Origin of the sequence: Haloarcula salina (assembly GCF_010119195.1) — an archaeon.
GTDB lineage: Archaea > Halobacteriota > Halobacteria > Halobacteriales > Haloarculaceae > Haloarcula > Haloarcula salina.
The window spans coordinates 169,562-185,237 of sequence record NZ_WRXL01000005.1; the positions used below are offsets into that span (position 1 = coordinate 169,562).

General features: G+C 68.0%; 11 protein-coding genes. 5 read left to right on the forward strand and 6 right to left on the reverse strand.

Features of this window, described 5'->3' with window-relative positions; translation table 11 throughout:
* Window positions 1-48 precede the first annotated feature (48 nt).
* The 3 genes from GM656_RS14265 to GM656_RS14275 form a co-directional block, all read right to left on the reverse strand.
* Window positions 49-2,538, reverse strand: coding sequence for a xanthine dehydrogenase family protein molybdopterin-binding subunit (locus GM656_RS14265; protein ID WP_162414351.1), 2,490 nt, complete (start codon window positions 2,536-2,538; stop codon window positions 49-51).
* Window positions 2,531-3,103, reverse strand: a complete 573-nt coding sequence (locus tag GM656_RS14270; protein ID WP_162414352.1) for a (2Fe-2S)-binding protein — start codon at window positions 3,101-3,103, stop codon at window positions 2,531-2,533. Before GM656_RS14270 ends, GM656_RS14265 begins: the two co-directional genes overlap by 8 nt.
* A 302-nt stretch (window positions 3,104-3,405) precedes the next feature.
* The gene (locus GM656_RS14275; RefSeq protein ID WP_162414353.1) at window positions 3,406-4,638 is read right to left on the reverse strand and encodes a Zn-dependent hydrolase; all 1,233 of its coding nucleotides are present in this window, start codon (window positions 4,636-4,638) and stop codon (window positions 3,406-3,408) included.
* A gap of 131 nt (window positions 4,639-4,769) precedes the next feature.
* Here GM656_RS14275 and GM656_RS14280 point away from each other — a divergent pair, with 131 nt between their 5' ends.
* Entirely contained in the window at window positions 4,770-6,482 is a 1,713-nt protein-coding gene (locus GM656_RS14280; protein ID WP_162414354.1) for an N-acyl-D-amino-acid deacylase family protein, read from the forward strand.
* A gap of 126 nt (window positions 6,483-6,608) precedes the next feature.
* On the opposite strand, the gene GM656_RS14285 is transcribed toward GM656_RS14280, so the two are convergent.
* Together GM656_RS14285 and GM656_RS14290 are read right to left on the reverse strand one after the other, a co-directional pair.
* Complete coding sequence (locus GM656_RS14285; protein WP_162414355.1) at window positions 6,609-7,763, reverse strand: BMP family ABC transporter substrate-binding protein; 1,155 nt, start codon at window positions 7,761-7,763, stop codon at window positions 6,609-6,611.
* 184 nt (window positions 7,764-7,947) lie between these two features.
* Window positions 7,948-9,114 (reverse strand): BMP family ABC transporter substrate-binding protein, encoded by a 1,167-nt coding sequence (locus tag GM656_RS14290; protein ID WP_162414356.1) that lies wholly within the window; start codon window positions 9,112-9,114, stop codon window positions 7,948-7,950.
* Between the two features lie 291 nt (window positions 9,115-9,405).
* Here GM656_RS14290 and GM656_RS14295 point away from each other — a divergent pair, with 291 nt between their 5' ends.
* The 4 genes from GM656_RS14295 to GM656_RS14310 all read left to right on the forward strand — a co-directional run bounded on the left by GM656_RS14295 (window position 9,406) and on the right by GM656_RS14310 (window position 14,318).
* Window positions 9,406-11,070: an ABC transporter ATP-binding protein gene (locus tag GM656_RS14295; protein WP_162414357.1), complete on the forward strand. Its 1,665-nt coding sequence runs from the start codon at window positions 9,406-9,408 to the stop codon at window positions 11,068-11,070.
* Window positions 11,070-12,170: an ABC transporter permease gene (locus GM656_RS14300; RefSeq protein ID WP_162414358.1), complete on the forward strand. Its 1,101-nt coding sequence runs from the start codon at window positions 11,070-11,072 to the stop codon at window positions 12,168-12,170. The genes GM656_RS14295 and GM656_RS14300 overlap by 1 nt, the downstream gene beginning before the upstream one ends.
* The gene (locus GM656_RS14305; RefSeq protein ID WP_162414359.1) at window positions 12,170-13,150 is read left to right on the forward strand and encodes an ABC transporter permease; all 981 of its coding nucleotides are present in this window, start codon (window positions 12,170-12,172) and stop codon (window positions 13,148-13,150) included. Before GM656_RS14300 ends, GM656_RS14305 begins: the two co-directional genes overlap by 1 nt.
* A 133-nt stretch (window positions 13,151-13,283) precedes the next feature.
* Window positions 13,284-14,318, forward strand: coding sequence for an LLM class flavin-dependent oxidoreductase (locus tag GM656_RS14310; protein ID WP_162414360.1), 1,035 nt, complete (start codon window positions 13,284-13,286; stop codon window positions 14,316-14,318).
* Window positions 14,319-14,374: 56 nt separating this feature from the next.
* Here the strand turns inward: GM656_RS14310 and thrC are convergent, their stop codons facing one another.
* Window positions 14,375-15,634: a threonine synthase gene (gene thrC / locus GM656_RS14315; protein WP_162414361.1), complete on the reverse strand. Its 1,260-nt coding sequence runs from the start codon at window positions 15,632-15,634 to the stop codon at window positions 14,375-14,377.
* Window positions 15,635-15,676 lie beyond the last annotated feature (42 nt).

Consider the following 15,676-nt stretch of genomic DNA (forward strand, 5'->3'; position numbering starts at 1 on the left):
GCTATCGCGGACAGTGGCTCGCACACGGGAATCTGTGACCGCCGTCGGTCAGCGCTCGTCCAGTTTCTCGCGAATCTTCGCCGCGGTAATCGGCATCTCCTGGATACGGACGCCCACGGCGTCTCGGACGGCGTTCGACAGCGCCGGCGGGACCGTGTTCGTCGGCACCTCTGCGACGGACTTCGCGCCGAACGGGCCGGTCGGTTCGTGGGTCTCGACCAGGATGGACTCGATGGGCGGCGTCTCGGTGGCCGACGGGAGGTGGTACTCGTCGAAGTCCGAGACCTCCGCGCGGCCCTGGTCGTCGAGCGTAATACCCTCGCTGACGGCCAGCTCGTAGCTCATGTGGTTCGCGCCCTCCACCTGGCCCTCGGCCATGCCGGGGTTGATGGCGACGCCGCAGTCGACGGCGACCGCGAGCTTGTGCACGTCGAACTCGCCGGTCTCCTCGTCCACCGTCACGTCCACGAACTGGGCGGCGAAGGGCGGCGGGCTCTCCTCGGTGCAGTGGGTCCCCTTCCCGAGGATGTGCTCGCGCTCCTCGTCGCCGTAGGCCGCCTCGTAGCCGATGTCTTCGAGCGTGACGGAGTCGCCGGTCGCCTCGCTGTACACCGCGCCGTCGCCGGTATCGAGGTCCGCGACGGGCTCGTCGAGCATCCTGGCCCCCCACTCCAGGATCCGCTCCTTCGCGTCCTCGGCGGCCTTCTTGACGGCCATCCCGCTGATGTAGGTGGTCGAGGAGGCGTACGCGCCGTAGTCGAACGGCGTCACGTCCGTGTCCGAGGAGCGGACGACGATCTGGTCCTCGTCGCAGCCGAGCACCTCGGCGGCGATCTGGAGGAAGGCGGTGTCTGCCCCGGTTCCGATGTCGACGCCGCCGACCTGGAGGTGGAAGCTCCCGTCCTCGTTCATCATGAGCTGGGCCGCGCCGAGCTCGTCGCCGGCGACGCCGGTCCCCTGGGCGGACAGCGCCATGCCGACGCCGCGGTGCAGGTGATCTTCATCGGGCTGTTCGATGGCGTCCCAGCCGATGGCCTCCTTGCCGCGTTCGATGCACTCGTCGAGCCCACAGGAGCGGATGCGTCGCTTCGCGCCCTCGCCGCCCATCATCCCGGCGATCTCGTCTAAGTCGCCGACCTCCATGTAGTGGCGCTGTCGGAACTCGACGGGGTCAAGATCGAGGTCACGCGCCACCTCGTCGAGGTGGCCCTCCAGCGCGAGCGTCCCCTGCGGTGCGCCGTAGCCCCGCATCGCGCCGGTCTGGGGCGTGTTCGTGTGGACGATGTCGGCCTCGAAGTGGACGTTCGGGACCTTCGAGTACAGCGGCAGCGGCTTGCTCCCGACGTTGCCCGCGACGGTCATGCCGTGGCTCCCGTACGCGCCGGTGTTCGACAGCGCGTAGATGTCGATGGCCTCGATGTCGCCGTCGTCGGTGACGGCGGTCTTCGCCTTGACTTTCATCGGGTGGCGCGAGCGCATCGCGTAGAACTCCTCCTCGCGCGTGGCCTCGTACAGCACCGGGCGGTCGGTGGCGAGCGACAGCGCGAGCGGAATCGGCTCGACGACCATCGCCTGCTTGCCGCCGAACCCGCCGCCGACGCGCGGTTTCTTCACCCGGATGTCACGGATGGGGATGTCGAAGAGGTGCGCGAGCTGTCGGCGCGTGTGGTTCGGGACCTGCGTGCTGGTCACGAGGACGTGGCGGTCGTCCTCGTTCCGGTAGGCGAGCGACGTGTGCTTCTCGACGTTGGCGTGGGACTGCCGGATGGTCACCCACTCCGTCTCGTGGACGTGCACGTCGTCGCCCTCGAAGGCGCTCTCGGGGTCGCCGAGTTCGCCCTCGATGTTCGCCATGCGGTTGCGGTCGTAGTCGTGGCCGACGATCTCGTTCTCGACCTCCTCGTCGCCGAACAGCTGCGGCGCGTCCGCGTCGAAGGCCGCCTCGGGGTCGGTGACGTAGTCATACTCCTCGTATCGGACCTCGACGGCGTCGGCGGCGGCCCGGGCCGTCTCGGCGTCCTCGGCGGCGATGGCCGCCACCGGGTCGCCGACGTAGCGGACGTGCTCGGTCAGGACGTGCATGTCCCACGGGCTCGGCTCGGGGTAGGACTGGCCGGCGCTGGTGTACTTCGCGTCGGGGACCGCGTCGGAGTCCGGCGTGAGGACGGCTTCGACCCCGTCCATCGCCTCGGCCGCGCTCGCGTCGATGTCGGTCACGCGGCCGTGTGGAATCTCGCTACGGACGACCGCCGCGTAGGCGAGGTCCGGGTAGCGCTCCTCGTAGTCGGCGGTGTACTTCGCCTGCCCGGTGACGAGCTTGCGGTCGTCGTACTTCTCCGCGCGCTGTGAGACGCTGTCGCGCTCGCCCGGCGCGAGGTCGTTGTTCGCCGGCTCGTCCCACTCGAAGGGGTACTGCTCCAGTTCGGCGAGGTCCTCGGCGGCGTCGGACTGCGAGGCCGTCCCGCCGTCCGTCTCGGCCCCGTCGGCGTCCGTCTCCGCTCCGTTCCCGTTCGCCCGCGTGTCGGCGTCGTCACTCATCGCAGCCACCCCCACAGCAGCCACCCGCGTCGGCGGGCTTTCCCATAGCCGTGTCGTCTGCCGGTTCGCCACCGATCGGCCGGCCGCCGTCGGCGGCGACGCCCTCCTCGCGCATCCGACCCGCGGCGTCCAGCACCGCCTCCACGGGCTTCTGGTAGCCGGTGCAGCGACAGACGTTGTCGTCGAGCGCCTCGCGGACCTCCCGCTCGGTCGGATCGGGATTCTCGTCGAGCAGCGCCGTCGCCTGGACGATCATCCCCGGAATGCAGAAGCCACACTGGACGGCGAAGTTGTCCACGAAGGCCTGCTGGACCGGGTGCAAGTCGTCCTGCGTGCCCAGCGACGCGACCGTCTGAACGTCGCTGCCCTCGGCCTCGGTCGCAGCCATGCCGCAGGCCATGCGGACATCGCCGTCGACGAACACCTTCGACGCGCCGCAGGTGCCGCCGTCGCAGCCGCACTTCACGTCGATGTGGCCGTGCTGTCTCAGTACCGTCGCCAGGTCCTGCTCGGACCCGGCTTCCACTGTCGTCGTCTCGCCGTTTATCGTGAGTTCGATGTCCACGGAGATCCCTCCGGTGCGCCGTTGGCACACCAATCGTAGCCGTTGAACGTCGGTGCACACCCGAGCGCACGATGACAGTGCGACGAATGTATCACTCGGTTCAGTCGGTCCGATAGCTGTCGTCTCTATGCTGGGTGGTACCGGCCCATATAGCTATGGTCCACAGGCGGGCCCCACCGTGGCGACTGGCGACCTGGAAGGCCGACACGGGCGGCGAGGCCGGAGACGGGGGGAGACACACGCCTGCGTGTGTCGTGTGCCACATTTGCGAGGAGGGCGCACACACGGCCGGAGGGGGCCGGTCACTCGGCGGCCTTCGTCCGGACGGCTTCGAGGAGGACCTCTGCGCCGGTGACGACGTCGTCCCACTCGGTGAACTCGCTCTCGCGGTGGCTGATGCCGTCGACGCTCGGAACGAAGATCATGCTCGTGGGCGTGATCTTGTTGAGGTAGTTCGCGTCGTGGCCCGCGCCGCTGACCAGCCGCGTGTACTCGCAGCCGACCGTCTCGGCGGCGTCGACGACGGTGTCGATGCAGTCCCGGTCGAACGGGTCCGCGTCGACGCGCATGATCTGCTCGACCTCGTAGTCCAGGCCCTCGCGCTCGGCGGCGTGGGCGATCTCTCGCTCGATTCGCTCGACGGCCGCGTCGACCGCCGCGTCGTCGTACGAGCGGAAGTCGAGCGTGAACTCCACCCGCTCGGGGATGACGTTGATGGCGTTCGGCCACACGTCGACGCTGCCGACCGTGCCGACGAGGTCCGTGCCCTCCGTCGCGGTGATGCGCCGGACGGCCCGCGTCACGTCCGCCGTCGCGACGAAGGCGTCGTGGCGCATGTCCATCGGCGTCGGCCCGGCGTGGTTGGCCTGTCCCTCGAAGGTGACGTTCAGCCAGGAGAAACCGAACACGCCCTCGACGGCGGCGACGGGGAGCCCCTGCTGTTCGAGGAACGGTCCCTGTTCGACGTGCAACTCGAAGTAGCAGTGGAGGTCAGCGGCCTCGCAGGGACCGTCCCCCTTGTAGCCGATGCGCTCCAGTTCCTCGCCGAACCGCTTCCCGTCCTTGTCCTCGCGAGCGTACGCGTAGTCGAGGTCGAACACGTCGCAGTAGACGCCGCTGCCGAGCATGTCCGGCTGGAAGCGCACGCCCTCCTCGTTGCTCCAGGCGACGACCTCCAGCGGGCGTCGCGTCGTCTCACCGGCGTCGTTGAGCGCCTCGATACATTCGAGCGCTCCGAGGACGCCCACGACGCCGTCGTACTTGCCGCCGTTGTACTGGCTGTCGATGTGCGAGCCGAACAGGACCGGGTCCGCGTCGTCGTCTCGTCCCTCGCGGCGGCCGAAGATGTTGCCCATCTCGTCGAAGCGCACGTCGAGGCCGGCCTCGCTGAGCCACTCGACGAGCGTGTCGCGGGCCTCCAGGTTCGCGTCCGAGAGGCTGGGGCGATTGACGCCGCCGTTCTCCGTCGCGCCGATCTCGCTGAACGCCTCGAAACGACGGCTGAACCGCTCGCTGTCGATGCTGACCTGTGCCATTGGGTAGCTGTTCCGGGGCGCGCTCTTGAATATTTCGCCGCCCCCGACGGCCGCCCCGTGTCTCACTTGCGGCCGCGACACAGACGCAAATCACCGAAAGAGCCAAACGGCTATTCCGCAAGAATGGGGGTATGACGACAGCCAGTAGCACGTCCCTCGCCTTCCGGGACGCGCGCGTCCTGGACGGGAGCGGCGCGGCCGCGTTCGCCGGGAGCGTTCGCGTCGCGAACGGACGCATCGACGAGATCAGCGACGAGCCGCTCGACGCCGAGCGAGTGATCGACCTCGGGGGCGCGTATCTCGCCCCCGGGTTCATCGACATGCACGCTCACTCGGAACTGCGACTGTTCGAACACCCCGAAGCGCCGGAGAAACTGACCCAGGGCATCACGACTGAGGTCCTCGGCCAAGACGGAGTGAGCGTCGCGCCGATTCCGGCCGACCTCACGGCCGAGTGGGAGGAGCGCGTCAAGTCCCTCGACGGCGAGATCGACGGCCGGTGGCCCTGGCACACCGTCGCGGGCTATCTCGACGAACTCGAAGCCGCCGAGCCGGCCGTCAACTGCGCGTACTACGCACCCCACGGTAACATCCGGTCTCAGCTCGCCGGGTTCGAAGACCGCCCGCTCAGCGACGAACGCGTCGTCGCCGCCGGACCGGTGGACGCCCCGCACCTCGAACAGGAAGCGGCCGACGGCGAGGCGGCTCCGGGGGAGTTGGAGGCGCTCCGCCGGGAGCTCGCGGTCGCGCTCGACGAAGGCGCGTTCGGCATGTCCAAAGGAATGATCTACCCGCCCAGTTCCTACGCCCGCGACGACGAACTGGAGGCGCTCGCCACCGTGCTCGCCGAGCGCGACTCGTTCATGATCTCGCACGTCTGGAACGAGACTGACCGCGTTGTCGAGTCCATCGAGCGCTACCTCGACATCTGCCGCCGGGGCGGCTGTCACGCTCACGTCTCGCATCTCAAGGTCGGCGGCAAGCGGAACTGGGGGCGGTCCGAGGCCGTTGTCGACCTGTTCGACGAGGCCGTCGAGCGCGGCCAGCGGGTCACCTTCGACCAGTATCCCTACACCGCCGGGTCGACGATGCTCACCGCGCTCCTCCCCCCGTGGGCGAGACAGGGCGAGTCCGAGGACATCCGTCACCGCCTGCACTCGGCGGCGGTCCGCGAGCGCATCGCCGCGGACATCGACTCGGCGAGCGACTGGGACAACCTCGCCCGCGCGGCCGGGTCGTGGGAGAACATCCTCATCACGCAGACCGGCAGCGGTCGCTACCAGGGCGAGACGCTCGCGTCCGTCGCCGCGGCGATGGACCGCGAGCCGGTCGACGCGATGTGCGAACTGCTCGTCGAGGAGGACCTCGACGTGACGATGGCCGACTTCATCATGTCCGAGGAAGACATCCAGCGCTTCCTCGCCGACGACCGCGGGACGTTCTGTACCGACGGCATCTTCGGCGGCAAGCCCCACCCGCGAGCCATCGGAACGTTCGGTCGCATCCTCGAACGGTACGTGCGCGAGCGCGACGTGCTCTCCCCGGAGCTGCTGGCCTACAAGGCGGCCGGCCACCCGGCCGATATCCTCGGCCTCGACGACCGGGGCTACGTGCGCGAGGGCTACGTCGCCGACCTCGTCGCCTTCGACCTCGACGCTGTCGCGGCGAACGCCACCTACGAGGACCCGTTCCAGTTCACCGACGGCATCGAGTACGTCCTCGTCGGCGGCACGGTCGCCGTCGCGGACGGCGCGCCGACGGGGGCGCGAAACGGGAGCGTCTTGCGCTCGCACGAGGAGTGGAACGGGGCGAACCGGCCCACCCTGGACCGCGCCGCCGAGTGAGCGGGGCGGCGCTCGCGTTGTGGGGGACGCTCGTGCGGTGGCGGTCGCCAGTGCAGTGGCGACCGCTCACGTCAGTCGACTCCCGCCGTCGATCCGCTGAAAAAACACCGCGAACCGCGTGGACCCTTATTCCGGCACTTCGCCGTCGACGCCCTCGACGAAGCTGCTCATCTCCTGAAACAGGAACTCGTCGCTCTCGCCCTCGAACTTCGAGCCGGCCCACACGTCGAGTTCGTCGTCGAGGATCTGCTGTTCGGTCTCTGCGACCGTGTCCTTGACGTCCTGCGGGACCTGGGGCCCCCACTCGTCGAGCGCGGGGAGGTTCGTCTCCATGCCGCCCCAGAAGGCGTCCGACTCCCAGGAGCCGTCGTGGACCGCCGAGACCGCCGGGTCGTAGAACTCCTCCCAGTTCCAGACCGGAGAGATGAGGTAGTTCTCGCCGCCGAACTCGCCCATCGGCGCGTTGTAGCCCGAGGCCCACACGCCCGCGTCGGCCGCGGCCTTGACCGCGGCGGGCGAGTCCTGCTCTTGGGAAATCACGTCACAGCCCTCGTCGATGAGGGAGTTCGCCGCCTGCCGGGCGGTCGGCGGGTCGAACCAGGCGTTGACCCAGCGGATCTTGAACGTCGCTTCGGGGTTGACCGAGCGCGCGCCGAGCACCATCGCGTTGATGGAGCGGACGACCTCCGGAATCGGGAACGCCCCCACGTACCCGATGGTGTTGTTTTCCGTCACCATGCCGGCGGCCTGGCCCGCCAGGTAGCGCGGCTCGTAGATGCGGCCCATGTACCGCCCCATGTTCTCGCGGGTGCGATAGCCCGTGGCGTGCTCGAAGTAGGTGTCGGTGTACTGCTCGGCCACGTTGAACATCGGGTCCTGATACCCGAACGTCGTCCCGAAGATGACGTCCGTCTCGCCCTGGGCGTACTGCTCGAAGACGCGCTGTGAGTCTCCCGGCGCGACCGCCTCCGTGTACTCCGTCTCCAGCCAGTCGTACTTCTCGTCGACGGCCTTCCGGCCCTCGTTGTGCGCCCAGGACCACCCCAGGTCGCCGACTTCGGAGATGTAGACCCACGCGGCGTTGACCGTGTCCATGCCGGACCCGCCGTCGCCGCTCGTCGCGGTCCCGCCCGAACCGTCGGACGAGGTCCCGCCGTCGCCGCCCGAATCGGTGCTCCCGCTGCCACCGTCGCCGCCGCTACACCCGGCGAGCGCGGCGACACCCGTCGCCCCGAGGCCGCTCAGTATCTCGCGTCGCGAAATCGTGCGTTTGGAATCCATGAGTGGACTGGGTGGGTATTGCGTAACCGCTCACTTAAGAATATCTTATTGATGTCGCCATATCTGGAACAAATAACGGACAAATGCGCCATATATTCGACAAAATGCGGAAATTCGTACCGATAGTCAGGAATATATCGCGTCCAACTGGGGAAAACAGCCGAGTTCGAGCGGGTCGGCGTTCTCAGCTCGGCACTTCGCCCTCGACGTTCTCGACGTAGCTCCCCATCTCCTGGAAGAGGAACTCGTCGCTCTCGCCCGCGAACTGCGAGTCGGCCCACACGTCCAGGTCGCCGCCGACGATGGCCGACCGGGACTCGGCGACGGAGTCGACGACGTTCTGGGGGACCTCCGGGCCCCAGTCGTCCAGGCTACAGATGCCGGCGTCGAGGCCCTCCCAGTAGGCGTCGGCCTCCCAACTGCCGTCTTTGACTGACTGGATCGTCGGCCCGTAGAACTCCTCCCAGTGCCAGATGGGGGAGGTGAGGTAGTTGTCGCCGGCGATGTCGCCCATCGGCGCGTCGTAGCCCGTCGCCCAGACGCCCGCGTCGGCCGCCGCGCGGAGGGCGGCCGGCGAGTCCTGGTGCTGGGCCATCACGTCGACGTTCTCGTCTAAGAGCGCCTTCGCCGCCTCGCTCTCGGTCGGCGGGTCGAACCAGGAGTTCGTCCACCGCACCTTCGTCGTCACCGCGTCGTTGACCGAGGCCGCCCCGAGCGTGAAGGCGTTGATGCCCCGGATGACCTCCGGAATCGGGAACGCCGCCACGTACCCCAGCAGGTCCGTCTCCGTCACCATGCCGGCGGCCTGGCCGGCCAGGTATCGGGCCTGGTAGATGCGGCCCATGTACCGCCCCATGTTCTCGCGGGTGCGATACCCCGTGTTGTGCTCGAAGTAGGTGTCGGTGTACTGCTCGGCCACGTTGAGCATCGGGTCCTGGTAGCCGAACGTACACCCGAAGATGATGTCGGCGTCGCCCTGGGCGTACTGCTCGAAGACGCGCTGGGAGTCCCCCGGCGCGACCGCCTCCGTGTACTCCGTCTCCAGCCAGTCGAACTGCTCGGCGACGGCCTTCCGGCCCTCGTTGTGCGCCCAGGACCACCCCAGGTCGCCGACCTCGGAGTTGTACACCCACGCGGCCTTGACAGAGTCCATGCCGGACCCGCCGTCGCCGCTCGTCGCGGTCCCACCGGAGCCCTCCGTGTCTGTACTCCCGCCGCCGGAGTCCGTGGCCCCGCCGTCTCCGCCGTCGCCTCCGTCTCCGCCGCTACATCCGGCGAGGGCCGCGATCCCCGTCGCCCCGAGTCCTCGCAGTACCGCTCGTCTCGTCCGTGCATGTGTCTTGTCAACCATTAGCTAACCGACGAATTATTCCGGGAAGAGAGACTTAAAAGATGGTGTTCGCGCAGGTATCGCCCCGCCGTCTGTCGACCGTGCCGGTGGAACGGACGAGTGAGGGAAATGTGGGGCGAATCTGTCGCCGTGTCCAGACAGCCGTCCTCCGGTCGGAGCGAATCGCCGACTGTGTCGCCGGTGAACGGCGGAGGAGCGACAAAATGACAAACGCGCCACAGTGGTGCGGAACTTGGTCAGTGGAAACAGTTATACCCGTACATTATGGATACCCGGTCAAGAACACAGCGCATGTCGGAAAACACCACTCTCAGGATGGAGGGGATCCTGAAGGAGTTCCCCGGGGTCGTGGCGAACGACCACGTCGACCTCTCGGTCGAGCGCGGCGAGATCCACGGCCTGCTCGGGGAGAACGGGGCGGGGAAGAGCACGCTCATGAAGATCCTCTACGGGCTCTACTCCCAGGACGCCGGTGACGTCTACTTTCAGGGGGAGCGTCTGGACCTCGACTCCCCGCAGGACGCCATCGACGCCGGCATCGGGATGGTCCACCAGCACTTCATGCTGATTCCGCGCCTGACCGTCGCCGAGAACGTCGTCCTCGGCGAGCGCGAGCCGGCGACGGTGTTCCGGGACGACGCCGGCGAGGAGAGCTGGCTGCCGGCGTCGATTCGGAACAACGGCCTCGTCCAGTCGCTGGCCGGTACCTTCTCGCTCGGACTCGACGTGCCCGAACAGCGCATCCAGGAGCTGGCCGACCGCTACGGCTTCGACATCGACGTGAGCGCGAAGATCTGGGAACTGGACGTGGGCCAGCAACAGCGCGTCGAGATACTCAAGGCGCTGTATCGGGACGTCGACCTGCTCATCCTCGACGAGCCGACGGCCGTCCTCACGCCGACCGAGGCCGAGCGGCTCTTCGAGTCGCTCGAACGGCTGACCGACGAGGGACTGTCGATCATCTTCATCACGCACAAGCTCAAGGAGGTCGACGCGGTCGTCGACCGGGTGACGGTCCTGCGGGAAGGCAAGAACGTCGGAACAGCCGAGGTGTCGTCGGTCACGCGCGCCGACCTCGCGGAGATGATGGTCGGCCGCGAGGTGCTGTTCGAGATCGACAGAGAGGCCGTCGACCTCGGCGAACCGGTGTTGCGCGCCAGCGGCGTCAGCGCCGAAGACGACCGCGGCATCGAGGCGCTCTCCGGCGTCGACCTGACGGTCCGCCAGGGCGAGGTCGTCGGCATCGCCGGCGTCAGTGGCAACGGCCAGAAGGAACTCGCGGAGGTCATGGCCGGCATCCGCGACCCGACGGCGGGCGAACTGGTGGTCAGCGGGACCGACATCACGGGCGCGAAACCGAAGCGGTTCGTCGAGAACGGCGTCTCGTTCGTCCCCGAAGACCGACTGCGCTACGGCTGTGCGAAGGACCTCTCGGTGATGCACAACGCCACGATGAAGGACTTCGACGGCGCGGCCTTCGGCGACCGGGGGTTCCTCGACTACGGGAAACTCGAAGACTACGCCGAGACGCTGGTCGACGAGTTCGACGTGCGCGGCGTCAGAGACGTGACCGAGACGGACGCCGGGGACCTCTCCGGCGGGAACCTCCAGAAGCTGATCCTGGCCCGAGAGATCTACCGAAACCCCGATCTGCTCGTCGCGAACCAGCCTACCCGGGGCGTCGACGTCGGCGCTATCGAGTTCATCAGGGAGACGCTGCTCGAACAGCGCAAGGAGGGGACCGGCATCATCCTGCTCTCGGAGGACCTAGACGAGATCTTCGACCTGAGCGACCGGATTCTCGTCGTCTACGAGGGCGAGTTCGTCCACGAGACCACGCCGGCGGAAGCCGACCGCGAGCGCATCGGCCTGGAGATGACCGGCGGCAGCGGCGACGAGTCGGCGTCTGATCCGACCGCCTCGCCCGCCGAGGTCACCCAGGAGAGTGAGAGCTGATGAACGTCGCCATCGACGTGAACGCCCGCGAGGACGTCCCCGCCTGGCTGGCCTACGGGACGCCAGTGTTCACCGTGCTGGCCGCGCTGGCGGTCAGCGCCGTCGCCCTCCAGTTGCTCGACGTGAACCCGCTCGCGGCCTACGCGACGATGTTCGTCGAGACGCTCACCACGGAGTTCGGCCTCACCGAGACGCTCGTCAAGGCCGTCCCGCTGATCCTCACCGGCCTGGCGGTGTACCTCCCGCTGAAGGCCGGGCTGTTCAACATCGGGGCGGAGGGCCAGCTCATCGCCGGCGCGCTCGCCGGGACGTGGGTCGGGCTCAACGTCTCTCTGCCGGGCCTCGCGCTCGTCCCGCTGATGTTCGCCGCCGCGGCGGTCGCCGGGGCCGTCTGGGCCGGGATTCCGGCCTGGCTCCGCGCGAAGTGGGACGTCAACGAGATCATCACGTCGCTCCTGCTGACGTTCGTCGCGCTGGAGATCCAGAGCTACCTGCTCCGCGGGCCGATGCAGGGCGGGACGGGGAACTTCCCGCAGTCGGCGCGCTTCTCCGACGCGGCGACGATTCCGGAGCTGGCCTCGGGCGTCCACGCCGGTCTGCTGGTCGCCGTCGCGATGGTCGTCGTGACCTACGTCATGATGAACAAGACGCGGCTGGGCTTCGAGATCACGTTCGTCGGATCGAACCACGAGGCCGCACAGCAGGCCGGCATGAGCCGGTTCAAGGTGTACCTGCTGGTGTTCGTGGTCGGCGGCGCGTTCGCCGCCATGGGCGGAATCAGCGAGATCGCCGGGGCGCAGGGCCGCTATCGCGCCGCGTTCGAGCCGGGCTACGGCTTCACCGCCATTCCCATCGCCCTGCTCGGCCGCAACAGCGCTATCAAGGTGTTGCTCGCCGGGCTGTTCTTCGCGGTGCTGTTCGTCGGCGGGTCGAGCATGGAGGTGGCCTTCGGCGTGCCCGCGGCGCTCGTCGAGATCATCCAGGCGCTCGTCATCCTCTTTCTGATCACCGCGGAGTTCTTCAAGAACTACCGGGTCAGCCTCGACTTCGACCGCGGGCCGAGCGGCGCGGCGGTCGAGCCACAGGGGGGTGACGACTGATGGTGAGCTTCCTCGCCGGCCTGCTCGACGCGACCGTGCAGGCGGCGACGGTCCTCCTGCTCGCCGGGCTGGGCGAACTCATCAGCGAGCGGGCGGGCGTGCTCAACCTCGGCGTCGAGGGGATGATGCTCGTCGGGGCGCTCGGCGGGTTCATCGTCACCGTCGTCACCGGGAGCTACTGGCTGGGCTTCGCCGCCGGCATCGTCCTCGGGATGCTGCTCGCGCTGGTCCACGCCTTCCTCTGTATCACGCTGAAGTCGAACCAGGTAATCAGCGGCGTCATGCTGACGCTCCTGGGGACGGGCATCACGACCTTCTTCGGGTCGGCCTGGGTCGAGGAGTCCATCGACGGTTTCCCGCAGATCGCGATCCCGTTCCTCGTCGACATCCCGGTCGTCGGCGAGGCGTTCTTCCGCAGCACGGCGACGGACTACCTCGCGCTGTTCATGGTCGTCGTCGTCTGGTACTTCCTGAACCACTCGAACCTCGGGCTCGAGATGATCTCGGTCGGCGAGGACCCCGAGATGGCGGACACGATGGGCGTCTCGGTGTTCCGGCTGCGCTACCTGGCCGTCCTCATCGGCGGCGGCTTCGCGGGCGCTGCCGGGGCGCACCTCTCGCTCGCGTTCTCCCAGTTGTGGGTCCCGGGCATGACCGCGGGCCGCGGCTGGATCGCCGTCGCGCTGGTCATCTTCGCGCAGTGGCGGCCCCGCCGGATGCTCGTCGGCGCGTACCTGTTCGGCCTGCTCGACGCGCTCCAACTGCGCTCGCAGTCGCTGTCGCTGACGCTCGGCCCCGACGCGCCGCTGGCCTCGCTCGTCAACCCCGTCGTCGAGTTCCTGATGACGCCCCAGATCATGGGGACGTACCCCTATCTGGCGACCATCGTCGTCCTCGCCTACGCCGTCATCCGGACCAAGAGCGACCGGCTCGCGGTCCCCTCGGCGCTGTTGCAGTCCTACAGCCGCGAAACGGACTGACTGACGGGCGGGCGCGACGTCACCGCCGAGCCACAGTCGACGCGAACCGTCGACACACACGCCACACAGACCGTGTGTCACGTCCACGTCACCCAAATCTATTTACCCGCATTCTCTCAATCACGGGTGTCTCATGAGCGACAGACAGGTCTTCGATAGAGGCGACCGCGTCGGGATCTACTTACAGGACAAGCACTCCCTGGAAGCGAACGTCGAACTGGTCCAGTACGCCGAGGACCAGGGGATCGACGAGATCTGGCAGGCCGAGTCTCGCCTCGCTCGGGACGCCGTCTCGCCGCTGGGCGCGTACGCCGCCGTCACCGACGACATCAAGCTCGGGACGGGCGTCATCAACAACTGGACGCGCAACACGGCGCTGATCGCCCAGTCGATGAGCACGCTGGAGGAACTGGCCGGCCCGGACCGCATCATGTGCGGCGTCGGCGCGTGGTGGGACCCGCTGGCCGAGAAGGTCGGCATCGACCGCAGCGGCGCGCTCCGGGCGATGCGCGAGTGCGTCGAGGTGACCCAGGACCTCCTCGACATGGAGAACGTCACCTACGACGGCGAGTTCGTCCAGATGCGCGACGTGGAACTCGACGTGGTCCACGGCGACGCCGGCCCCCGGACCGTGCCCGTCTACGTCGGCGGGACCGGCTTCAAGATGCTGGAGCTCACCGGCCACTTCGCCGACGGCGCACTCCTGAACTACCTCGTCAGCCCCGAGTACAACCAGAAGGCCCTCGACGCGCTGGAGACGGGCGCGGAGCGCGGCGACCGCACGCTCGAGGACATCGACCGCCCGCAGCTCGTCGTCTGTTCGATGGACCACGACGAGGAGAAAGCGCTGGACAACGCCCGCGAGCTCATCACGCAGTACCTCGGCCAGCAGCCCCACATCATGAAGGCCAGCGGGGTGAGCCAGGACCTCATCGACGAGGTGGGCGAGACCATCGGCGGCTGGCCGGCCGACCACGAGGACATCGAGAAGGGGATGCACCTCATCCCCGACGAGGTGGTCCACAAGCTCACCGCGAGCGGGACGCCCGAGCAGTGCCGCGAGAAGGTCCGCGAGTACGCTCAGAACGGCTGTCAGTGCCCCATCCTCTACCCGCTGGGCGACGACCGCGAACTGATGATCGACGAGTTCGCCGACGGCTACCTGTAGTCGGCTGCGAGGCGGAGCCGCGACCCACGGTCCGTGTTACCCGACTGCAGTTCGCCTCAGTCGTCGGCCGCGGCTTCCTCGGCCGTGCCGTAGAGGTGTTCGACCTCCTCGATGTCGGGGTCGATGCGGTCGACGCCGCCCGTCGCTTTCTCGGCGCTCTCCGTGTCCTTCAGGCCGAAGCCGGTCGAGACGACGACGACCGTCTCGTCCTCGTCGACGATGCCGCGGTCGAGGGCCGTCTGGACGCCGGCCACGGGCGTCGCGCCGGCGGGTTCGGAGTAGATGCCCTCGGTGCTTCCGAGCAGTTTCTCGGCTGCCAGGATCTCGTCGTCGGAGACCAGTACGCTCGTCCCGCCGCTCTGTTCGAGCGCGCGGCAGGCCTTGACGGTGTTTCGCGGCCGGCCGACGGCGATGGAGTCGGCCACGGTGTCCGCGATGTCGTCCACGTCGTCGTGTTCGTGGAAGGCGTCGTGGATGGCCGACGCGCCCTCGGCCTGGACGCCGAGCATCTTCGGGTGGTCGTCGACGTAGCCCATGTCGTAGAACTCCCTGAAGCCCTTCCAGGCCCCGGCGATGGTGCAGCCGTCGCCCATCGAGAAGACGACCCAGTCGGGGACGTGACCGCGGTCGATCGACTGGTCGGCGAGCTCGTGGCCGACGGTCCGCTTGCCCTCGACCTGGAATGGGTTGATGGCGGCGTTGCGGTTGTACCAGCCGTACTCCTCGGTCACCTGGACGCTGAGGTCGTAGGCCTCGTCGTAGCTCCCGTTGACGGCGAGCACGTCGGCGCCGTAGACGAGCGGTTGAGCGAGCTTTCCGGTCGGGGCATCGCCGGGGACGAAGATGCGACAGTCCATCCCGCCGCGGGCGGCGTAGCCCGACAGCGAGGCGGCAGCGTTGCCCGTCGAGGCGCAGGTGATGATGTCGCGCCCGGCGTGTCTGGCCTTCGTGACAGCGATGGAGCTGGCGCGGTCCTTGAAACAGCCCGTCGGGTTGCGGCCGTCGTCCTTGACGAGCGTCGTGACCCCGAGCGCGTCGCTGAGGTTCGGCGCGTCGAAGAGGTCCGTCCCGCCCTCGTTGAGCGTCACCACGTCGGCGTCCTCCGCGACCGGGAGGAACGCCTCGTACTTCCACTGGCTCTCGATGGGACCGCCGAGGTCGCCGTCGAAGGCGTCGTCGATGGCGTCGTAGTCGTATTTCACTTCGAGGATGCCCTTGACGCCCTCGTGTTCCGGACAGGTGTAGATGACCTGGTCGGGATCGTACTCCGCTTCGCACAGCGTACACTCTAGCGTCGTGACTTGCTGCATGCCCATGGTGTAGCCCACGACAACCGGGTAAAAAACAGTGCCGCCTCG

What these genes read in the sequence shown, in the direction of transcription:
- GM656_RS14310 (WP_162414360.1), top strand. Translation starts at nt 13,284, where the DNA reads ATGAGCGACAGACAGGTCTTCGATAGAGGCGACCGCGTCGGGATCTAC.
- GM656_RS14265 (WP_162414351.1), bottom strand. Translation starts at nt 2,538, where the DNA reads ATGAGTGACGACGCCGACACGCGGGCGAACGGGAACGGAGCGGAGACG.
- GM656_RS14285 (WP_162414355.1), bottom strand. Translation starts at nt 7,763, where the DNA reads ATGGATTCCAAACGCACGATTTCGCGACGCGAGATACTGAGCGGCCTC.
- GM656_RS14295 (WP_162414357.1), top strand. Translation starts at nt 9,406, where the DNA reads ATGTCGGAAAACACCACTCTCAGGATGGAGGGGATCCTGAAGGAGTTC.
- GM656_RS14275 (WP_162414353.1), bottom strand. Translation starts at nt 4,638, where the DNA reads ATGGCACAGGTCAGCATCGACAGCGAGCGGTTCAGCCGTCGTTTCGAG.
- GM656_RS14305 (WP_162414359.1), top strand. Translation starts at nt 12,170, where the DNA reads ATGGTGAGCTTCCTCGCCGGCCTGCTCGACGCGACCGTGCAGGCGGCG.
- GM656_RS14280 (WP_162414354.1), top strand. Translation starts at nt 4,770, where the DNA reads ATGACGACAGCCAGTAGCACGTCCCTCGCCTTCCGGGACGCGCGCGTC.
- thrC (WP_162414361.1), bottom strand. Translation starts at nt 15,634, where the DNA reads ATGGGCATGCAGCAAGTCACGACGCTAGAGTGTACGCTGTGCGAAGCG.
- GM656_RS14300 (WP_162414358.1), top strand. Translation starts at nt 11,070, where the DNA reads ATGAACGTCGCCATCGACGTGAACGCCCGCGAGGACGTCCCCGCCTGG.
- GM656_RS14290 (WP_162414356.1), bottom strand. Translation starts at nt 9,114, where the DNA reads ATGGTTGACAAGACACATGCACGGACGAGACGAGCGGTACTGCGAGGA.